The 18,200-nt window shown below is 69.3% G+C and carries 12 protein-coding genes; 4 read left to right on the top strand and 8 right to left on the bottom strand.

Annotation, left to right across the window (positions count from 1 at the left end; translation table 11 throughout):
* Positions 1–269 precede the first annotated feature (269 nt).
* The 3 genes from Q4A20_RS09705 to Q4A20_RS09695 form a co-directional block, all read right to left on the bottom strand.
* A complete protein-coding gene (locus tag Q4A20_RS09705) occupies positions 270–1,757 on the bottom strand; it encodes an amino acid permease (RefSeq protein WP_303122548.1) in 1,488 nt (495 codons plus the stop codon).
* 216 nt (positions 1,758–1,973) lie between these two features.
* On the bottom strand, positions 1,974–2,444 hold the full coding sequence (locus Q4A20_RS09700) for a hypothetical protein (protein WP_136312946.1): 471 nt from the start codon (positions 2,442–2,444) through the stop codon (positions 1,974–1,976).
* Positions 2,445–2,448: 4 nt separating this feature from the next.
* Positions 2,449–5,559, bottom strand: a complete 3,111-nt coding sequence (locus Q4A20_RS09695; RefSeq protein ID WP_303122547.1) for a glycoside hydrolase family 2 TIM barrel-domain containing protein — start codon at positions 5,557–5,559, stop codon at positions 2,449–2,451.
* A gap of 124 nt (positions 5,560–5,683) precedes the next feature.
* On the opposite strand from Q4A20_RS09695, the gene Q4A20_RS09690 reads away from it, so the two are divergent.
* From Q4A20_RS09690 to Q4A20_RS09680, 3 genes are all read left to right on the top strand, one after another.
* The gene (locus Q4A20_RS09690; RefSeq protein WP_303122546.1) at positions 5,684–6,697 is read left to right on the top strand and encodes a LacI family DNA-binding transcriptional regulator; all 1,014 of its coding nucleotides are present in this window, start codon (positions 5,684–5,686) and stop codon (positions 6,695–6,697) included.
* Positions 6,698–7,899: 1,202 nt separating this feature from the next.
* Complete coding sequence (locus tag Q4A20_RS09685) at positions 7,900–8,154, top strand: hypothetical protein (protein WP_303122545.1); 255 nt, start codon at positions 7,900–7,902, stop codon at positions 8,152–8,154.
* Positions 8,155–8,310: 156 nt separating this feature from the next.
* Complete coding sequence (locus tag Q4A20_RS09680) at positions 8,311–9,183, top strand: DUF5926 family protein (RefSeq protein ID WP_303122544.1); 873 nt, start codon at positions 8,311–8,313, stop codon at positions 9,181–9,183.
* Between the two features lie 41 nt (positions 9,184–9,224).
* Here the strand turns inward: Q4A20_RS09680 and Q4A20_RS09675 are convergent, their stop codons facing one another.
* The 5 genes from Q4A20_RS09675 to Q4A20_RS09655 form a co-directional block, all read right to left on the bottom strand.
* Positions 9,225–10,109, bottom strand: coding sequence for a fructosamine kinase family protein (locus Q4A20_RS09675; protein ID WP_303122543.1), 885 nt, complete (start codon positions 10,107–10,109; stop codon positions 9,225–9,227).
* 26 nt (positions 10,110–10,135) lie between these two features.
* On the bottom strand, positions 10,136–11,047 hold the full coding sequence (locus Q4A20_RS09670) for a fructose bisphosphate aldolase (RefSeq protein WP_303122542.1): 912 nt from the start codon (positions 11,045–11,047) through the stop codon (positions 10,136–10,138).
* A 179-nt stretch (positions 11,048–11,226) separates the two neighbouring features.
* Positions 11,227–11,958, bottom strand: a complete 732-nt coding sequence (locus tag Q4A20_RS09665) for a hypothetical protein (RefSeq protein ID WP_303122541.1) — start codon at positions 11,956–11,958, stop codon at positions 11,227–11,229.
* 169 nt (positions 11,959–12,127) lie between these two features.
* Entirely contained in the window at positions 12,128–13,534 is a 1,407-nt protein-coding gene (locus tag Q4A20_RS09660; protein WP_303122540.1) for an MFS transporter, read from the bottom strand.
* Complete coding sequence (locus tag Q4A20_RS09655) at positions 13,534–16,752, bottom strand: glycoside hydrolase family 2 TIM barrel-domain containing protein (RefSeq protein WP_303122539.1); 3,219 nt, start codon at positions 16,750–16,752, stop codon at positions 13,534–13,536. Before Q4A20_RS09655 ends, Q4A20_RS09660 begins: the two co-directional genes overlap by 1 nt.
* 320 nt (positions 16,753–17,072) lie before the next feature.
* Between Q4A20_RS09655 and Q4A20_RS09650 the strand changes: the two genes are divergently transcribed.
* Positions 17,073–18,095 (top strand): LacI family DNA-binding transcriptional regulator, encoded by a 1,023-nt coding sequence (locus Q4A20_RS09650; RefSeq protein WP_303122538.1) that lies wholly within the window; start codon positions 17,073–17,075, stop codon positions 18,093–18,095.
* The last annotated feature ends 105 nt before the right edge of the window (positions 18,096–18,200 follow it).

Here is an 18,200-nt window from a genome sequence, read left to right as displayed (position 1 = left end):
GGGCTCTGCCTCCTTCGCCGGAGCGTACCGGCGCGGGTTCCCATGTACCCGGCCTGGTTCTCGGTGGCGGTTCGGTCTTCGGGGTCCCCAACCCTCGCGATCCGTACCGTCCGGCGGCAGCACCCATATAACCCGTCCTGCCTGGAAGCGCACCCTCGATAGGGCTGGGAAGGTTCGGGGAAGCGGCGGCCATGAGGGCAACCCGAGATCGGCCCGGCTCGGGTCGCAGCCGGGGTCAGCGCCGGAGCGGAAACCCCGGTGCCGCCCGCTCACCGCCTGTTGAGGGCCTCCTGCTCACGCGTGCTGGACGACGGCGCCAGCTCGGAGCGGGCCGCCCGCGGATCACGTCCCCGCAGCCGGTTGATGTAGCGCTGGTACCAGGCCAGTGCCAGACCCAGGAAGACCACCACGCCGCCCACGTTGTACACCAGCGTCAGCCACAGCGGCTGATCCAGCGGCGTCGTGCCGGCGATGAACACGAAGGCGAACACCGCCAGCAGGAACACCGCGATCGCCAGCCCCACCGGCCGTGAGCCCATGCGGAACTCCCGGGGCGCGGCGTCGTAGCGCAGGCGCAGCACCAGGTAGGCCAGCAGGATCAGCAGCGGCGGGATGAGCGCCGTGGCCGCGGTCATGTTGATGACGATGCCCAGCAGGTCGTTGATATTGCTCGATCCCAGCGCCGGGATGATCAGGATCGGCACCACGATGGCGAACTGCAACCAGGCCGCCCGCCACGGAATGCCCTGCTCATTGAGTTCGACGATCTTCCCGCCGAACACACCTCGGGGGATCTCGGAGAAGAAGATCTTCACCGGGGTCGAGGTCCACATCAACAGCGAACCGAGCGTGGCCGCGAGCAGCACCAGCCCCACCACCCGGAAGGTGAGCGCCGCCGGCACCCCGAAGTGCTCGCCGACCGCCCCCATCACCACGAACAGGCCATTGGAGTAGTCCAGGCCCCCAGTCGGTACGAACACGTTCATCAGCAGAGAGGCCACCGCGTACAGCAGGCCGATCATCAGCCCGGCCGCAACGATCGTGCGCACGAAGGCCTTCACCCCGCCGCGCAGGTCGTTGAGGAACACGCCCACCGACTCAGCGCCGCCCACACCCTGGATGATCCAGGCCAGGGTCCCCAGGAACGCCCAGGTAGTGGCGAAGGAGGAGGTGTCCGGCCGCAGTGCCCGCAGGGTGATGGGGGAGGCGGGCTCCACGCCGCCGATCAGGGCCGCCAGTGAGGCGACGATGAACACGCCCGTCAGCACCAGCACCGCCGACGCGCCGATCGAGGTGATGGTGCCGATCCACTTCGCCCCCTTGGTGGACACCCAAGTGGCCAGGGCGAAGATCGCGATGGACAGCACCGTGATCATCCACGGGGACATCTCCCTGTCCCCGCCGGTGAGCAGGTAGGAGGTGAACACCAGGATCAGCGGCAGCAGGGAGGCGAAGTAGAACAGGTTGACGAACCAGTAGCAGAACGCCGTCATGAAGGCCCAGCGCCCGCCCATGGAGGTCTTCACCCACTGATAGACGCCGGACTCCGAGGAGCGGTTCATGGCCACGAACTCGGCGATGATCAGCGTGAATGGAACGAAGTACAGCAGTGTGGCCAGGAAGAAGGCCGGCGCCGAGGCCAGGCCGATCGCAACGTTGTTGTTGATGACGTTGCGGATGTTGAAGACGGCGGAGACCGTCATGGTCAGCAGCGCGAACTGGCCGATCCGCGCCCGAGTGTCGGAAGACGAAGACATGGTGCAGTCCCTTGTTCATGTGGATAAGTGCGGCCCCACGGCGTTACTCGCGTGTCAGGCGGGTCCACTGGCGACGACGAGAGGTGTCGCCTCGTCGCGGCGTCCGGGCCGTCGGCGTGACCAGGAGGTCGCGGCCGGAGCCGCGCCGCGGGAAAAGCGTGGGGTTTGCGGTTGATAGGACGGTGGATGCACGGCGCCGACGGCGCCTCGGTTCGGTTACTTGTTGGGGAAGGAGGCCTCCTCGACGGTGACGCGGATGATGGCGGCGTCGCCGCTGCCGGGAAGCAGCCGGAACGCCTCGGAGACGTCGACCACGCCGATCCCCCCGGCGGGCACGGTGACCGTGCGCAGCGTCTCGGCGGCCTCGTGCACCTCCCGGTCGGTGAGGTCGTCATAGGGGGTGCGCACGGGGGCGATGGCGACCGGCGCCACCTGCACGGTCAGATCGGCGTCGACGGCGTGCAGCACGTTCAGGTAGCGGCGCGAGGCGACCAGGCCGTCACCGGCGTCCCAGGCGGCCAGCAGGCGGGCGGCCGAGTCCCTCCAGTAGGTCAGGGAGTCGCCCACCGAGTACGCCACTGCGGGCCGGATTGCCGGTAGGCGGTCTATCGCCTGGCAGACCCGCCGCCACTTCTTGACGGCGCCGCGCTCGCGGGCCAGCGAATCGAGGTCGCAGAAGACTCGCATAGGTTCACGCTCCTGTTCCGAGGGTTGCGGGGATTGTGGAGGACTCGGTTGCCGTGCCCGTCCCGGGCAGGCCGGATGCGGACTCGCCGGCCCCTCCGGTCGGAGCCGCCCCGTCGGCGTCGCCGCCGCCGTCCAGGGGGATCAGATCGAAGGCGAAGGAGAAGTCCTCCAACCGGGTCCGGTAGGCCTCCAGCACCTCCGAGCCCCACGAGTTGGAGCCGAGCCCGAGTACACGGTGGTTGACGTTGACGGTCACGTTCTCCCGGGGCACCAGATCGGTGCGGTGGCGGGCGGCGTCGATGTCCTGGCACGTCCACGGCCACACCGAGAAGTCGAAGTCCTCCGGCGGCTCGCAGGCGCCCGGCAGCGGGGTGCGGGACACGGCCAGGCCCGCGCCGTTGGCGTCGGTGAGCGTCAGCCAGCGCACCCCGCCCCGGTTGGCGCAGTCCTGCGGCACCACGTAGGGGGTCTGCATCTCCTCCACGGTGGCGCTCCAGCGGCCCAAGACGGCGGCCGCGCGGGAGTCGGGGTAGTTCTCGCCCGGGCCCAGCCCCAGCCACTCGACCGTTCGGGCGTAGCCGGGGGCCTCCAGGGTGAGGCCGATGCGCGGAATGATGTCGTGGTAGTCGCCCCAGGCGTGGCCGACGGCGCCGACGCTCACCGTGGAGCCGGTGACCGTGTAGCTCAGGTCCACCTCGAAGCCCAGCGCCTGCGCGGGCGGACCGATGATTTGCGCCACCTCCACGACGACGGCGTCCCCCTCCCGCCGCAGCACCACCGACCGGGTGGAGGTCTGCATCAGCTGCAGGTGGCGGCCGGACCACAGCGCATCGAACTCCTGCTGGTGGTTGTCGATAAGCGGCGTCCAGAAGCCGACGGCGGGCGGCGCCGCCAGCACCCGTCTGCCGCCGCGCACCCAGGAGATCAGAGCGCCGGTGACGGCGTCGAAGCGGAGCTCCTGCTCCGTCCCGACGACGACCAGTTCGTCCCCCTGGGCGCGCACCCCCATGCGGGAGGCGGCCGGGCGCAGGTGAGCCGCGGCATCGGGGCCGGCGTCGTCGGCGACGACGAACTGGTACACGCCCAGCTCATATCCCTCTGGCGTCCAGGGCGTGCGGGCTGTGGAGCGCACACGCACCCGCAGGTGGGTCAGACGCCCCGCCTCGACATCCACCGGCAGCTCCTGGCGCATCTCCTGCTGCGGGGCGAGCGGCCCCGGCGTGATTCGCCCCAGCGGTTCGGCGACGCCGTCGACGACCCGCTCCAGGTCCAGGACCACATCGGCGGCGTCGGTGAAGAACCGGCCGTTGCGCACCCGCAGCGCGCCGTCGTCCCAAACCACGCCGATCGGGCAGATCACCTGCTTGTACTCGGCCAGGCCCGGGCTCGGCTCCTGCCAGGGGAAGACGAGCCCGTCGATGCAGAAGTTGGAGTTGTGCGGGTAGTCGCCGTGATCGCCGCCATAGGAGTGGTACTCGCGGCCGTCCGCGGTCTGGGCCACCAGCCCCTGGTCGCACCACTCCCAGATGAACTGGCCCTGGATGGAGTCCCAGCGGTCGATGACCCGCTGATACTCCGCCAGGCCGCCGGGGCCGTTGCCCATGGCGTGGCCGTACTCGCACAGGATGCGCGGCTTGGGGTGCGGGTGCTCGCCGAAGTCGTTCATCTGCGACACTCGCGAGTACATGGTGGAGACCAGGTCCACGCATTCGGCGTCCCGGTCCTCCTCGTAGTGCACCGGTCGCGCATCCAGCTGCTTGCAGCGGGCGTACATGGCGCTGATATTGCAGCCGAAGCCGGACTCGTTGCCCAGTGACCAGGCCACAATGCAGGCGTGGTTGCGCTCCTGGATCACCAGCCGCTCGATGCGGTCCACGAAGGTCGGCTCCCAGGCGGGGTCGTCGGTGATGCGGGCGATGTCGCCGGTGTTCTCGAAGCCGTGGGTCTCCAGGTCGGTCTCGGCCATCACCAGCAGGCCCAGCTCGTCGCACATCTCGTAGAAGCGCGGGTCGTTGGGGTAGTGGGAGGTGCGTACCGCATTGATGTTGTGCAGCTTCATCAGCTCCAGGTCCCGGCGCACCCGTGCCATGCCGACGGCCCGGCCGCGGCGGTCGTCGTGGTCGTGCCGGTTGACTCCGCGCATCTTGAAGTAGGTGCCGTTGAGCAGTAGGCGGCCGTCCTCGATGCTCACTTCGGCAAGGCCCAGGCGGTGCGGCACGGTCTCGACGACGGTGCCGTCGGCGTCGTGCACGGACATGACCAGGTCGTACAGGACGGGAGACTCCGGGCTCCAGGTGCGCGCCTCGGGCACGTGCAGGGTGCCGGGGGCGTCGTCGTCGGCGATGCCCTCCAGGCGGGTGCCGTCCGGGCCGGTAAGGGTCAGGCGGACGTCGCGGGCGGCGCGGGTGCGCACCGCCACCATGACGTCGGCGCCGCCGTCGTCGCTCAGGCGGGTGGTGACGTGGAAGTCCTCCAGCCGCGCGGCCGGGCGGACCATCAGGTAGACGTCGCGGAAGATCCCCGACGCCCACCACATGTCCTGGTCCTCCACATAGGTGCCGTCGCTGAACTGGAGTACCTTGACGGTCAGCAGGTTGGCGCGCCGGGTCAGCAGCTCGGTCACGTCGAACTCGGCGCTGAGCCGGGAGCCCTTGGTCATGCCGACGAAGGCGCCGTTGAGGTAGATCTCCGCGTAGGAGTCGACCCCGTCCAGGCGCAGCACCGCCTGCTCGCCCGGGGCCAGGACGGGGCGGAGCAGTTCGCGCTGGTACACGCCCGTCGGATTGTGCGAGGGGACTTCCGGCTGCCTGACCGTGAAGGGGAAGCCCTCGTCGGTGTACTGCAGCGGACCGTGTCCGTCCACCTGCCATAGGTGGGGGACGCGCACCCGCCCCCATTCGGGGTGGGGTACGGCCAGGTGTTCGGCGCGCACCCGGCGGGGGGAGTCGAACAGGCGGAAGAACCACAGACCGCTCAGGTCCGTGAATCCCCGGGAACGCGCCCGGTCCCGGGTGGCGGCCGCCTCGGGGGAGTCGTATCCGAAGAAGTAGGCCCGTGCCGGCAGGCGGTGCCGGTGGGGCAGACCCGGGTTCTCCCAGTCGTTCGCATGCGCCATTACGTGCTCCTTGAGATGTGGAACCGATTCCACGTTTTTGTGGAAGCGGTTCCACAATCTAGAGTGTCCCGCCCGCCGATGCAAGTGGGATGCAAGAATCGAGATGTTCTAGCAGGATGGGCCCGTGACATCTCCGGGCAGGCGCGTGACCATCGCCGACGTCGCCCGCGCCGCGGGCGTGGCGCCGTCGACGGTTTCGCGTGCGCTGAACGGGTCCCCCAAGTGCAAGCCGGCCACGCGCGAGCGCGTCATGCGCGCCGTGGAGCAGACGGGCTTCGTCGTCAACCGGCGGGGGCGGGCGCTGGCCGTGGGACGCTCGGAGGCGATCGCCCTGCTGTTCACCGACCCCTTCGCCGAACTGTTCACCGACCCCACCTATGCGCGACTGTGTGAGGGGATCGTCTCGAGACTCGCAGACGGGCCCAACCTGCCGATGATCCTGGAGGCGGCCACGCCTGCGGAGCGCGAGCGCGTGCTGGAGCACATCGGCCGGGGCGCGGTGGACGCCGTCGTCGTCATCACCCCCTACGAGGGCGGCGAACTGCTGGACCGGCTGGTCGATCTGCCCGTGCCCGTGGTGCTGTGCGGCCAGTTGGAGGGTGACCCGTACCGGGGGGTGTTCTCCACCGTCTACTCCGACGACGTCGAGGGCGCCGCTCTGGCCGCGCAGGGTCTCGTGAGCGCGGGCCGGACCGATGCCGTGTGCATCATGGGGCCGGCGGACAATCCCGCCTCCGCCGACCGCATCAGGGGCTATCGGCGCGTGCTCGGTGACCGCCTGAGCGAGGATCGGATCGTACATACCGGCTGGGATCAGCTCGGCGGACACCGTGCCATGCGCGGTCTACTGGTCTCCGGCATTGAGTTCGATGCGGTGCTGGCCGGTTCGGACCGCATCGCCGTCGGCGTCATTGAGGCGTTGCGCGATGCCGGCAGAGATGTCCCCGGCGAGATCTCGGTGATCGGCTTCGACGATCACCCGCTGGCGGAGCAGTACGAACCGGGAATCACCACGGTGCATCAGCCGCTGCGTGAGGAGGGGGAGCGCGCGGCGGAGCTGGCGCTGGCGATGATCGAGGGCGAGGCGCCTCGAACGGTGATCATGGACATGCAGCTGGTGGAGCGGAGCACGGTGTGATGGCCCGAAGGGCGGTCCGGGATGCTAGCCCGGCACCGCCTCCTCCGCGCCGTCTCCCCGGTAGTCATGCCCCGCCGTCGTCCCGAGAATCGCGTGTCGGGATGCGGCGTCGACTATACGCCGGTGGACGGATCGCGTCCGGTGATCTTTCGATAGGTGGGCGCCCGTATGCCCTGTCTGCCTCGCATCTGGACTGATCCGGCATTGATGAGCCGTTGTAGCGCCCACCCCATCGCTTTGTCGCAGGTAGGCACGGTCTTGGTAGTTGGAGTGGGTGGTGGTTGTCGGTGTTGAGTGGGGGCTGTGGGAGTCGGGGGCGGGGTGGCCGGCAGCCGCCGACGTCGTCCGGAATGCCGTCATTATGGGTCGGCCCACGGCCCCACCGCACCCCGTCAACCGCACCGGCAAACCGAAAGAGCCTGTGAGGTGTCCAGATTCGGGACAAACGAGCCCGCCGGTGTCGGTGAGCGCTGGCAGAACGTTGGAATCATGCGGGTGCGAAGCCTACATTTGCGGTCCTTGAAGTCGTTTGTCCCGAATCCGGACACTTTGGAACCCCAACGCGCCTGATCCTTGATGGCGTGCCGGCGGAACAGCTCTGGGAGAGTGATCGAGGCGCTCAGCTGCGCCCGGACGTAACCGCGGTGGCGGGCCCGCCCTCGGCGGCGCGACCGGGCGGGTAAGTGTTGCCGAAGCCCGCCCGTAAGGCCGGGCGCCTGCGACACTACGGGGCGCGGGCTTTTGGCGCGTTCGCTTGTGTGCCTTGGGTGACGGTTCGGCACTTCGTGCCTATACCGTACGAACCGCCAGGCCAACACACCCTTAAACACGAAGTGCCAGTTAAGCATCGTGAGGTGGATGGCCGCCCGTTGTTGCATCGACTGCCGCTGACAGGCCCCGCACCACGAACACGAGTTGTCTGCACGAACACGGGTTTGCGCCAGGATCACGCGTTTTAGACGACTTGCACGTGTAGAACCCGTGCAGAAGTCCAAAACGCGTGTCTTTGACGGCTTACTCGTGTCTGACAGGCGGACTCCTGTGCCCGGGCAACGCCGGCCGCAGGGACTCGCCCAAGGGGCGAGGCCGGCCAGGAGCCCCACGGCCGGCCCCCTGCGATCAACGAGTATGCGCGCGGCTCGTGCCGGTACGGCGAAGCCGACTACCAGAGGTGGTGGTCGGCTTCATCCCGCGGTGGTCGCGTGCACTACAACCCCGCCACCACGATCCGCATCAACTCCAACTCTCCGGGCTTGCGCGCCCCGGGCCTGTCCGCCTCCGGCGCCGGCCCGGTGCCGCAGTTCTCGCGACCGGTCGCCAACCTCGTCACCGGCTACAGCTGGGCGGCCACCTACGCGCCCGCATCTTCAGGTGGTGGCTTCTCCGGTTCCGGCTCGTCCAGCCACTTCAGCGGCGGTGGCAGCTTCCACGGCTCCGGTTCCTCCTCCCGCTTCTGAGGCCGACGACGGCGCTGTGCGGCCGACCGGGAGGGGCGCGGGCGTGGAACAGGCCGCCTTTGGTGCATCCGCCTCACCTAAGGACGACAGGTGTGCCGCACCTTCCGGGCCCGTCGCCGACGGCCGGGACAACCGGCACCCGGTAGGCTGGCGCGCATGTCGAAGAAGAACCGCCAGCGGCGTCGCGACGGCGACCGCAAGGCCGCCAAGAAGCAGCAGATCCCCTTCGTCGCCCGCCCCTTCGCCGGGCTCGCCGCCGAGCCGGACCTGGTGGCGATGATGCAGATCATCCCCGCCGCCTCCATGACGGTGCGCCTGGACACCGACCACGGCGGTCAGGAGGTCCAGCTGGTCACCCTCCTGCCCGAACTGGCCCGCTCCCTCAAACGCGCCGACGGCGAGGTGCTGGTGGCCATGCAGAGCACCGTCCGCTCCGGGGATGCCAGCCGGGACGTCGCCGCCGCCCTGCTGGAGGCCCTAGACCTTGAACCCGGAACCGGCCTGGCGCCCAGTGGCCTGCCCGAGCCCGGCGAGCGCCTCCAGGACATCCTTGACCCCGACTACACCCCCGGCATTGATGTGCGCGAGTCCTTCGACTTCTGGCTCACCGCCGAGCAGGTCGCCGAGCCCGAGGCGGCGCGGATCGTTGAGGACGCCAAGGAGGGGATCGCCCCCACCGTGCCGGTGCCCGGCATCGACCACGCCTACTGGTGCCGCATGAACGGCAAGGAGTTCGTCCGCTGGGTGCGCGTCGAGGACGAGGACGCCTTCTTCAACGCCTTCGCCCGCATCCACGCCGCCCGCGAGTCCGACCTGGAGGAGGGCGCCCGCTTCCTCGGCGCCTTCCGCGCCTGCGGACTGGCCATCCCCGTGTGGGAACTCGTGCCCGGCACCGAGGCCGAGGAACTCACCGAGCCCATGCGGGCCATGGCGCAGCGGCTGGAGTCCGCCCTCGCCGACGACGCCCCGCTCGACGCCGATGCCCGCCGCGCCAAGGCCGGCATCATCTCCCGGCAGGTGAATCTGTAGGCCAGTATGCAGCCGACTGGCTGCGGTGCCCGGAGTCGGCCTCAGGCGTAGCGGCGAGCCACCGCCGCCGCCTGCGGCCCGTAGCCGCCCCCGAACAGGAACACGTGAATCATCAGCAGGTGCAACTGGTGCAGCCCCACCCGCTCGCGCCGGCCGTCCGCCAGCGGTGAGACCTCGTGGTAGCCGGAAACGATCCGCTCCAGATACGGCTGCCCGAACACGCCCAAGGCCGCCAGGTCGGTCTCCGCGTGCGCACCCTGGGCGAGCGGGTCGATCAGCACGCCCACGGTGCCGCCCGCCCCGCGATCCGCGCCGCCGGGCGCCCAGTCGGAGGTCTCCGTCGTCGGCACCCACATGACGTTGCCGGTCCACAGGTCCCCGTGCGTGCGCGCCACGGCGACGGCGTCGCCCCGCTCTGCGGCGGCCTGGCGGATGAGGCGGGGCTGGGCGGAGTCGAATTCGCCGTCGGCCAGGCGCTCGCAGACCCGCTCCAGTAGGGCGGCGTCTGTGGCGCTTAGTGTGCCCGCATCCCGACCCGGGCGGATGTAGGGGGCGATGCGGTCCGCCGCGTAGAACTCGCCCCAGCGGCGCGGAGTGCCGGACTCGACCGCGTGCGGGCGCAGACGGATGTTGCTGCGCCCCATCTGCGTGTGCCCGTCCCAGCCGGGCGGGGCGCATCCGAAGGCGGGCGCCCCGGCCGCATGGGTGACGGCCAGCGCCCGCCCGAAGGCCTCGGCCGCCGCCGGCGTCACGCGAGAATCGGTCAGCCGGGGCTCCTCGATCCAGCCGTCGCCGACGCGGGCGGGCACCACGCAGGCGCCGCCGTCGGCCATTGCCCGGCCGAGCCAGGCCAGCCCCTGCGCCTCCAGTCGGGTGGCGCCGGGCAGGTCATCGTGCTTGCGGATGGTGGGTCGGTGGCTGCTCACCCGCCCAGCATTCCACGGGGCCGGGCTCAGGTGGTTGAGGCCCGGTACACCTCGGCGATCGAGGCCTCCAGGGCGGCATCGAACTCCGCCTGCGACTGCGAGACGTCCAGTCCCTCCAGCAGGGCCCGGGAGAAGCTGGCGATCAGGCCGCGGTTGCGGGCCAGGCGGCGGTTCGCGTCGGCGCGGGTGTAGCCGCCGGACAGGGCGACGATTCTGGCGACGCGCGGGTGACGCATGAGTGCGTGGTAGAAGTCCGTCACCGAGGGGATGGTCAGCTTGAGCGCCACATCGCGGCCCTCGCGCAGGTCGTCGAGATGCGCGCTGAGGGAGGAGAGCAGCAGCAACTCGATACCGGTCTTGTCCGGGGCGTTGATGTCCACCTCGGGCTCGATGATGGGGGTGAGCCCGGCGTCCAGGATCCGTTCCGCGATCTCGAACTGCTGGTCGACGACGGCGGCTACTCCCTGAGTGTCGGCGTGCAGGATGACCGAGCGCATCTTCGTGCCGAAGACGTGCTTGTCCACGGCCTTGGCCAGGGCGTCGTCCAGATCCGGGATCGGTTTCATGATGCGGGCCCCGTGCGCCTCCTCGGCCAGGCCCTTGTCCACCTTCAGGAAGGGCACGATGCCCTTGACGTCCCACAGGTAGTCGGCGGTGGGGCGGCCGTCGACCTCGGAGTCGAGGGTGCGCTCGAACAGGATGGCGCCGAGGATGCGTTCGGACGTGAAGGCCGGGCTGGTCATGACGCGGGTGCGCATGGCGTGGACCAGTTCGAACATCTCCGCCTCGCTGCTCCAGGCCTCGGGTTCGATGCCGTAGGCCTGCAGGGCCCGTGGGGTGGAGCCGCCCGACTGGTCGAGAGCGGCAATGAAGCCGGCTCCGTGTCGGATCCGCTCCATCTGCTGGTTGCGTCGGTCGCTATGGGAATGGGTGGGCATGGCGGGACTCCTGGCTGAATTGTGCGGGTGCTCGGGACGACGTCGTCGCGGCGTTGGCGGCTGGGCCAGAGCGGGCGCCATCCAGTATATGCGAGAATCGTTCTCATAAAAAGGGGTCGGCGAGGCCGCCCGTGTGTCCGCGTCGGGCCCCGCGTCGGCCCTTCTTCCGTCGAAGGCGCCTAGGCCGCTACCGACGCGCCCCGAGGGGAGGCGGCGGGCAGAACCTCGGCGGCGAAGACCTCCCCGGGCTGTCCGAAGGCGCCGTCTCGACTGCAGGCTCCCAGGGCGAACCAGATGGTCTCCACCGTGGTGGCCAGTCGCTGGCTGTGACCGGTATCGAATGTGCTGCGGGAGGTGTGCACCGAACGTCGCCACGCCAGGTACTCGGCGGGTTCACCGTTGGGGCCGCCCAGGATATTCAACTCGTACTCCAGCGGGTCCGGTTCCACCGCGTTCTCGACTTCGCTCCACGCCGGCCCGGGGCCGCGGGCGGCGGTGGGTCCGGCGGCACCGTCCCAGTAGGCGCCCAGGGCCGTGACGAGTCGGGGCACTACCGGATCGGTGTTGATACGGCTGAGCCAGCGGGCGGCCTCCTGCCCGGGGCGGTGGGAGTAGAGGCTGAGGAAGTCGAAGACGGCGTCATGCATGGACATCAGATCGGGATAGGCGCCGCCTGCGACGCCGTCCCGGTCCGTCCAGCGACCACTCATGGTCAGGGCGCGCAGACCCAGGGCCAGCTGGTACAGGTGGCCGAGGCCGACGGCGAGGCTGGTAGTTACGGAGTCGCGATTGGACTCCGACAGACCACCGGTGCGCACCACACGTACTCCGTTGGCGAGCAAATCCCGTGCTGCCGCGGAACGGAAGCGGAGCTCGAGGTCTTGTTGTTGCGATAGCGCCAGGGCGATCATGATGCGGATGTTATGTTCTCGATGCGGGATAGCGGCGAGGCGCGCCGCGTGTTGGGACCGTGGGCTTGTGCACTCCACGACCCCGGGGCGCATGGCACGACCCCGGGATGGTCGTGGAACACACCCCGGGGTCGTACTGTCGCTGACAGAGTTGTCAGGCGGGCAGCCGTCAGGCCTTTGCGCGCAGGCGGTCGTTGGCCCTCTCCACGTCGAGGCGGGAGAGCAGGAACAGGATGATGCCGTTGACGATCGCCGGGATCCACAGGTACATGAAGTACAGCATGGTGATGGCCGACTCCGGCTGCACCGGGGCGTTGGCGATGTAGCCGCTGGCGGCCAGCAGCCAGCCCGCCAGCGCCGTACCCAGACCGCCGCCGATCTTCACCCCCAGCGAGGTGCAGGAGAACATGAGCCCGTCGATGCGCTTGCCAGAGCGCAGCAGGGTGTGTTCGGAGGCCTCCGCGATCAGCGCGTTGACCGTTCCCTGCAGCGGGCTCATGCCGATGGACGCGATTCCGGAGAACACCAGCATCAGCGGGAGGCTGCCCGCGTAGGCGGCGGCCACCACCCCGAGCCGGCCGGCGACGGCGATGATGTAGCCGACGATATTCACTCGGTACATGCCGCCCACTCGGGAGACCACCCAGGGGGTGGCCAGCAGGCCGGCGATCAGCGGAATGTTGATGGCCCAGGCGAATACGCCCAGCAGGTTCGCGTCCCCCAAGATGTATGTCATGAAGTAGATGCCCATGTTGAGCGTGGCGGTGAAGATCTGGGTCATCAGGAACACCACCAGGATGATCAAGTAGTACTTGTTGGCCAGCAGCAGCCGCATGGAGTCCTTGAACGGCAGCTTCTCGGCGTCCGAGCCGGCCCCAGTGGAGTCGGCCTGTGCGGCGCGCTCGGCGTCCTCGGTGGGCATGTCGGAGCGGTCGGCGAGCTCCTCGGGCGACAGCTCCCGCACCGACAGCACCGACAGCGTGTTCACCGCCAGGCCGAGCAGCGCATAGATGATGGCGATGGTGCGCCAGCCCTCGGCACCGCCGCCCAGCAGCTCCACGCCCTTAACGGTGAAGGTCTGGATCAGCAGGCTCGTGCCGAAGGCGAACATGAAGCGGATGGAGCCCATCTGCACCCGCTCGGCACTGTTCTTGGTGATCAGTGCGGTCAGTGAGGAGTAGGCGATGTTGTTGGCCGTGTAGAACACCGAGTTAAGCAGCGTGTAGGCGATGAAGAACCACGCGTACTTGGCGGTCTCACCCAGGCTGGGTGGGATGGCGAAGACGGCGATGATCATCAATGCGCAGCCGACGAAGGCCCACAGCATCCAGGGCCGGGCCTTGCCCATGCGGGTGCGGGTGCGGTCCAGCAGGGTGCCGAAGATGATGTCGGAGAAGCCGTCGAAGAACTTCGACAGCATCATCAGCGTGCCGATCACGCCCGGGTTCAGACCGGCGGTGTCGGTCAGGTAGATCATGACGAACGCGGACAGCAGCGCGTACACCACGTTCCCGGCCACATCGCCGGAGCCGTAACCGACTTTGTTGTACCACTTGAGGTACTTCTTCTCTTGCATCAGTTGACCTCACTGTGAGTCGTACCCGCGAGCGCCGATTCGCCACGGGAGATGGATGGAAGGAGGAATAGATGAATGCCGAAGTCCGTCAGGCGCGACGGGTCCACCCGGTAGGCCTCCTGCAGGGCCGGCCCGCAGGAGGCGGAGCCGATTCCGGCCATCGCCCGGTCCAGGCACAGCACCGTGGCGCCGGAGGGCTGCAGCTCCACATCGTGGCGGGCGCGGGTGAGTTCCTCCTGGGTGTACCGGGAGGCGTTGAATGACAGGGGCTGGGAGCCCGCCGCGGTCAGGCTGACGGCGTCGTCGCTGACGGTGACGTAGTCGCAGTCGGCGTGGGAGCCGCCCTCCTGCGGGCGCAGGTAGGGCACGTGCAGGGCGTCGACGTCGGTGTGGAAGGTGTCGTGATAGGAGGCGCGGCGCTTGTCCACGTAGCTCTCCTGCGGGCCGAGGCCGTGGTAGGCGACGGATGTCATGGATGCCGGCAGGAACAGGCGCAGGCCCAGGCGGGGCAGTGGCGGGAATGCCGGGTCCAGCCCGACCCGCGCACGAAGCTCGATCAGCCCGGACGGGGAGATGACCCACTCGCCCTGCGCCCGCAGTACCGGCTGCACGGCGGGCGCCCCCACCGACGCCTCCACCTGCACGACGACGGCGTCGCCCCGCTGCTCGGCCTCCACCCGGTAGGCGCGGGCGGAGGTGTGATGGTACTGGGCGGTCTCCCAGGCCTTGCGCACCTCGGCGTCGTTGTCCGTGGGGGCGCGCCAGGTGTTGATCTCCACGGGGCGGACGAGCAGGTCGTGCCCGCCCACTACGAGCCGACTGGGCAGGCCGGTGCGGGTGTCGAAGGTGTAGCTGAAGGTTTCCCCGGTCACCATCAGTTCGGTGGTGCCCGCCGTCGTCGCCGTGGGCGCGGCCGTCCGCGGGCCCGACGACGGTGCGGCGGCCCCCGCCATCCGGTCCAGTACGTGGTGGTGCGGGCGGGCGGTGGGCAGGGGGATCTCGTCGAAGCCCAGTTCGTGCCCGCGGTCCAACAGTGGCACCGCGGCCTTGAGCCGGTAGGAGACCAACAGGTGGCAACGCCCCGACTCGGGCACGTGCACGGTGCAGGGGACGGCGACGGCGGTGTGCGGCGGGACCGACTCCGGCAGCGCCAGTTCCCCCGAATCGACGATCACGCCGTCGCGCCGCAGCTCGTAGCCGACCTCCAGGTAGTCGGCCAGGTCGGTGGCGTCCAGGTCGTTGCGCAGCGTGAGGACGCCGGCGTCGGCGTCGAATCCGGTCACGCGTGCGGGTCGCTGCACGTTCTTCAGCTCCAGCAATCCGGTGTGGGGGACGCGGTCGGGGGAGACCAGCCCGTCCACGCAGAAGTTCCCGTCGTGCAGCTGCTCGCCGCTGTCCCCGCCGTACAGGTAGACGGGGCGCCCATTGGCGCTGCCGGCGCGGACGGCGTGGTCGCACCACTCCCAGACGAAGCCGCCGCACATGCGCGGCTCGGCGAGGATCAGCTCCCAGTAGTCCTCCAGGTCGCCGGGGCTGTTGCCCATTGAGTGGCAGTACTCCACCAGCAGGAAGGGCTTGTCCGGATCGGAGTCCAGGTAGGCGCGCACCTCGTCCAGGCCCGGGTACATGCGCCCGTACAGGTCGATGCCGGAGTAGTCGTAGGTGCGCTTGGAGTCGCGGTAGAAGGCGCTCTCGTAGTGGGTGACCCGGGTGGGGTCGGCGGCCTTGATCCAGGCCAGCGCCGTCTCGAAGGTGCACCCGTAGGCGCACTCGTTGCCGGCCGACCAGGAGATGACGCTGGGGCGGTTCTTCTCCCGCTCCACCATGGAGCGCACACGGTCCAGGGTGGGCTCGGTCCACTCGGGGTTGTCGGCGATGGGTTCGTTCCAGTGCTCCACCTGGCTCTCCCAGGAGGAGTCGGCCAGCATCCGCACCTGGGTGCCGTGGGACTCGACGTCCGCCTCGGACATGACGAAGAAGCCGTAGGCGTCGCACAACTGGTAGAAGCGCGGGTCATTGGGGTAGTGGGCGGTGCGGACCGCGTTGATGTTGTGCTGCTTCATCAGCTTCAGGTCGCGCAGCATGTGATCGACGTCGATCACCGGTCCGGTGACCGGGTCCGACTCGTGCCGGTTCACCCCGCGCAGGGTCGCGGGGGCGCCGTTGACGTACAGGACGGCGCCCGCGGTGGTGACCTCCCTCAGGCCGACCTGCTCGGTGATGACCTCCTCCGGGCAGACCAGTTGCAGGGTGTACAGGTAGGGGTCCTCCGCGCTCCACAGGTGTGGGGCGGTGACGCGCAGTTCGGCGGTGTGGGTGTAGGAGGTGGCGGCGCTCTGCGCGTCGGGTCCGGCGGCGTCTCCCCGACCTTCGTCGGTCGCCGTGCTGGCAGCAGTCGCGGCATGCGGCTGCGCCTGTGCATCACCGGGCGCCAGCTCGCCGTCGGCGACCACGTCGCCAGCGGCGTCCAGCAGTTCCAAATGGGTGGGGATGACGCCGCCCCGGAAGGCGCCGCGGACGGTGACGGTGGCGGCGTCGTCGTCCAGCGCAGTGGTGACGGCGTAGTCGAACAAGTGCGCGGCCGGTCGATCCAGCAGGTAGACGTCGCGGAAGATGCCGCTGGTGCGGAACTTGTCCTGATCCTCCAGGTAGGTGCCGTCGCACCACTTGAGCACGAGCACCGCCAGCCGGTTGGTGCCGGAGGTCAGGTGGTCGGTGACGTCGAACTCGGCGGTGGCGTGGGACACCTGGCTGTAGCCGATGTAGCTGCCGTTGAGCCACACGTAGAAGCAGGAGTCGACGCCCTCGAACACCAAGTGCGTGCGCGGGGCCTGCGGCGCGGCGGTGTGCTCGAAGTCGAGCAGGTAGGTGCCACAGGGATTGTCCTGCGGTACGAAGGGCGGATCGAGGGGGATGGGATAGCGGTAGTTGGTGTACTGGTGGCGGTCATAGCCCAGGTGCTGCCAGCTGGAGGGGACCGGGATGCGCTCCAGGCCGGCGGTTGGGAAATCGGGGTCCCAGAAGCCCTCTGGGACGGCGTAGGGGCCCGGGTAGTAGCTGAAGGCCCAGTCGCCGTCCAGCAGCTGGAATCGGTCGGAGGACTCCCGCTGCCAGGGCGGACCAGCACCGGGGGTGGAGGCGGGGACGTAGTAGGCGCGTGGCGGCAGAGTGTGCTCGTGCAGGACGCCGAGGTTCTCGTGGTGCCCGGGAAGGATCATCGCTGACTCTCCTGTGTGCGGCGGCGGGCCGGGCGGGCCCGCCTGGGATGGTGCCTCATCGGCGTCCGTGGACGCCGAAGGATCGGCGAAACGCCGGCGGGTGGGCGAAGCGCCGCGGAGTCGGGACGGCTCTTGGTGCTTCGTGGTTGTCGACGTTAACATAAGAGAGTATGCGTTAGTGACGCTTGTTTTTGCAAGTTGCCAGTGTGATGTAACGGATGCACGCGGGAGAAGGTGAGCCTACCATGGCGACGTTATCATTACTGTGTGGGTGGGGCGGACTAGCGCTCGTCTCCGGGCGTGCTGCTAGGCTCACGAAAATGGACGGGACGCGACGGGGAAGGGGGGCGCCGTCGGTCGCCGACGTCGCCCGGCTCGCCGGCGTGTCCTCCCAGACCGTCTCCCGCGTCTCGGCCGGTGCGGCCAATGTGCGTCCGGCCACACGGGACAGGGTCCTGCATGCGATGCAGCAACTCGGATATACGCCCAATCGTGCGGCTCAGGCGTTGCGTAGCGGCAGCTTCAAGACCATTGGCGTGCTGACCCAGCAGATCCTGCGCACCGGCGAGGCTCAGACCACCGACGGCGTGCTACAGGCCGCCTGGGATGCGGGATATACGGTTTCAATGGTGCAGGTGGATCGGCCCCAGTCGGAGGACATGGGCACGGCCGTGCACCGGCTGGCCGCACAGGCCGTGGACGGGCTCGTCGTCGTCCAGGCCGGAAAGGCGGGACGCGAGCATCTGGTGCTTCCTGCGGGGATGCCGGTGGCGGTGTCCGACTCGGCGCTGGTGGGCTATTACCCCTCGGCATCGGCCGACCAGGTCGGGGGCGTGCGCGCCGCCGTGGGACACCTGCTGCAGTTGGGGCACCGCACGGTCCACCACATCACCGGTCCGGCCGACTCCCAGTCGGCGCTGATCCGCTCGGCCGCCTGGGCGGCGTGCCTGGAGGAGGCGGGCCGTGAAGTGCCCGAGGCCGTGCCCGGGGACTGGGACGCCGCCGCCGGCTACGCCGCCGGTGGCAGGCTGGCCGCCCACCCGGAGGTGACGGCGGTCTTCTGCGCCAACGACGAGGTGGCCATCGGCCTGGTGCGCGCGCTGCATGAGGAGGGGCGGCGGGTGCCCGAGGACGTCTCCGTGGTGGGCTTCGACGGGCTGGCGCTGGCAGAGTACTGCTTCCCGCCGCTGACGACGATCCGGCAGGATTTTCATCGGGCCGGCGTGGAGATGGTCAACCTGGTGCTCGAACAGGTGGCCTCAGGCGTGCAGGACGGCACGCGGCGCATTCTCATTCCCACCGAGCTGGTGGTCCGCGGTTCCACCGCCCCGCCAGCCACCTGAGTCGCTTCCCCCTCCCCCTCCTCCAACCCCACCTCCGCGCGAGGTCGGGAGTTGTTAAGTGCCGGGGGGGGGTGGTGTGACGGGCGGAGGTGGGGAGGGGGGTCA

Source organism: Actinomyces sp., assembly GCF_030530635.1.
GTDB lineage: Bacteria > Actinomycetota > Actinomycetes > Actinomycetales > Actinomycetaceae > Actinomyces.
This window is presented reverse-complemented; position numbering and strand designations above follow the sequence as displayed.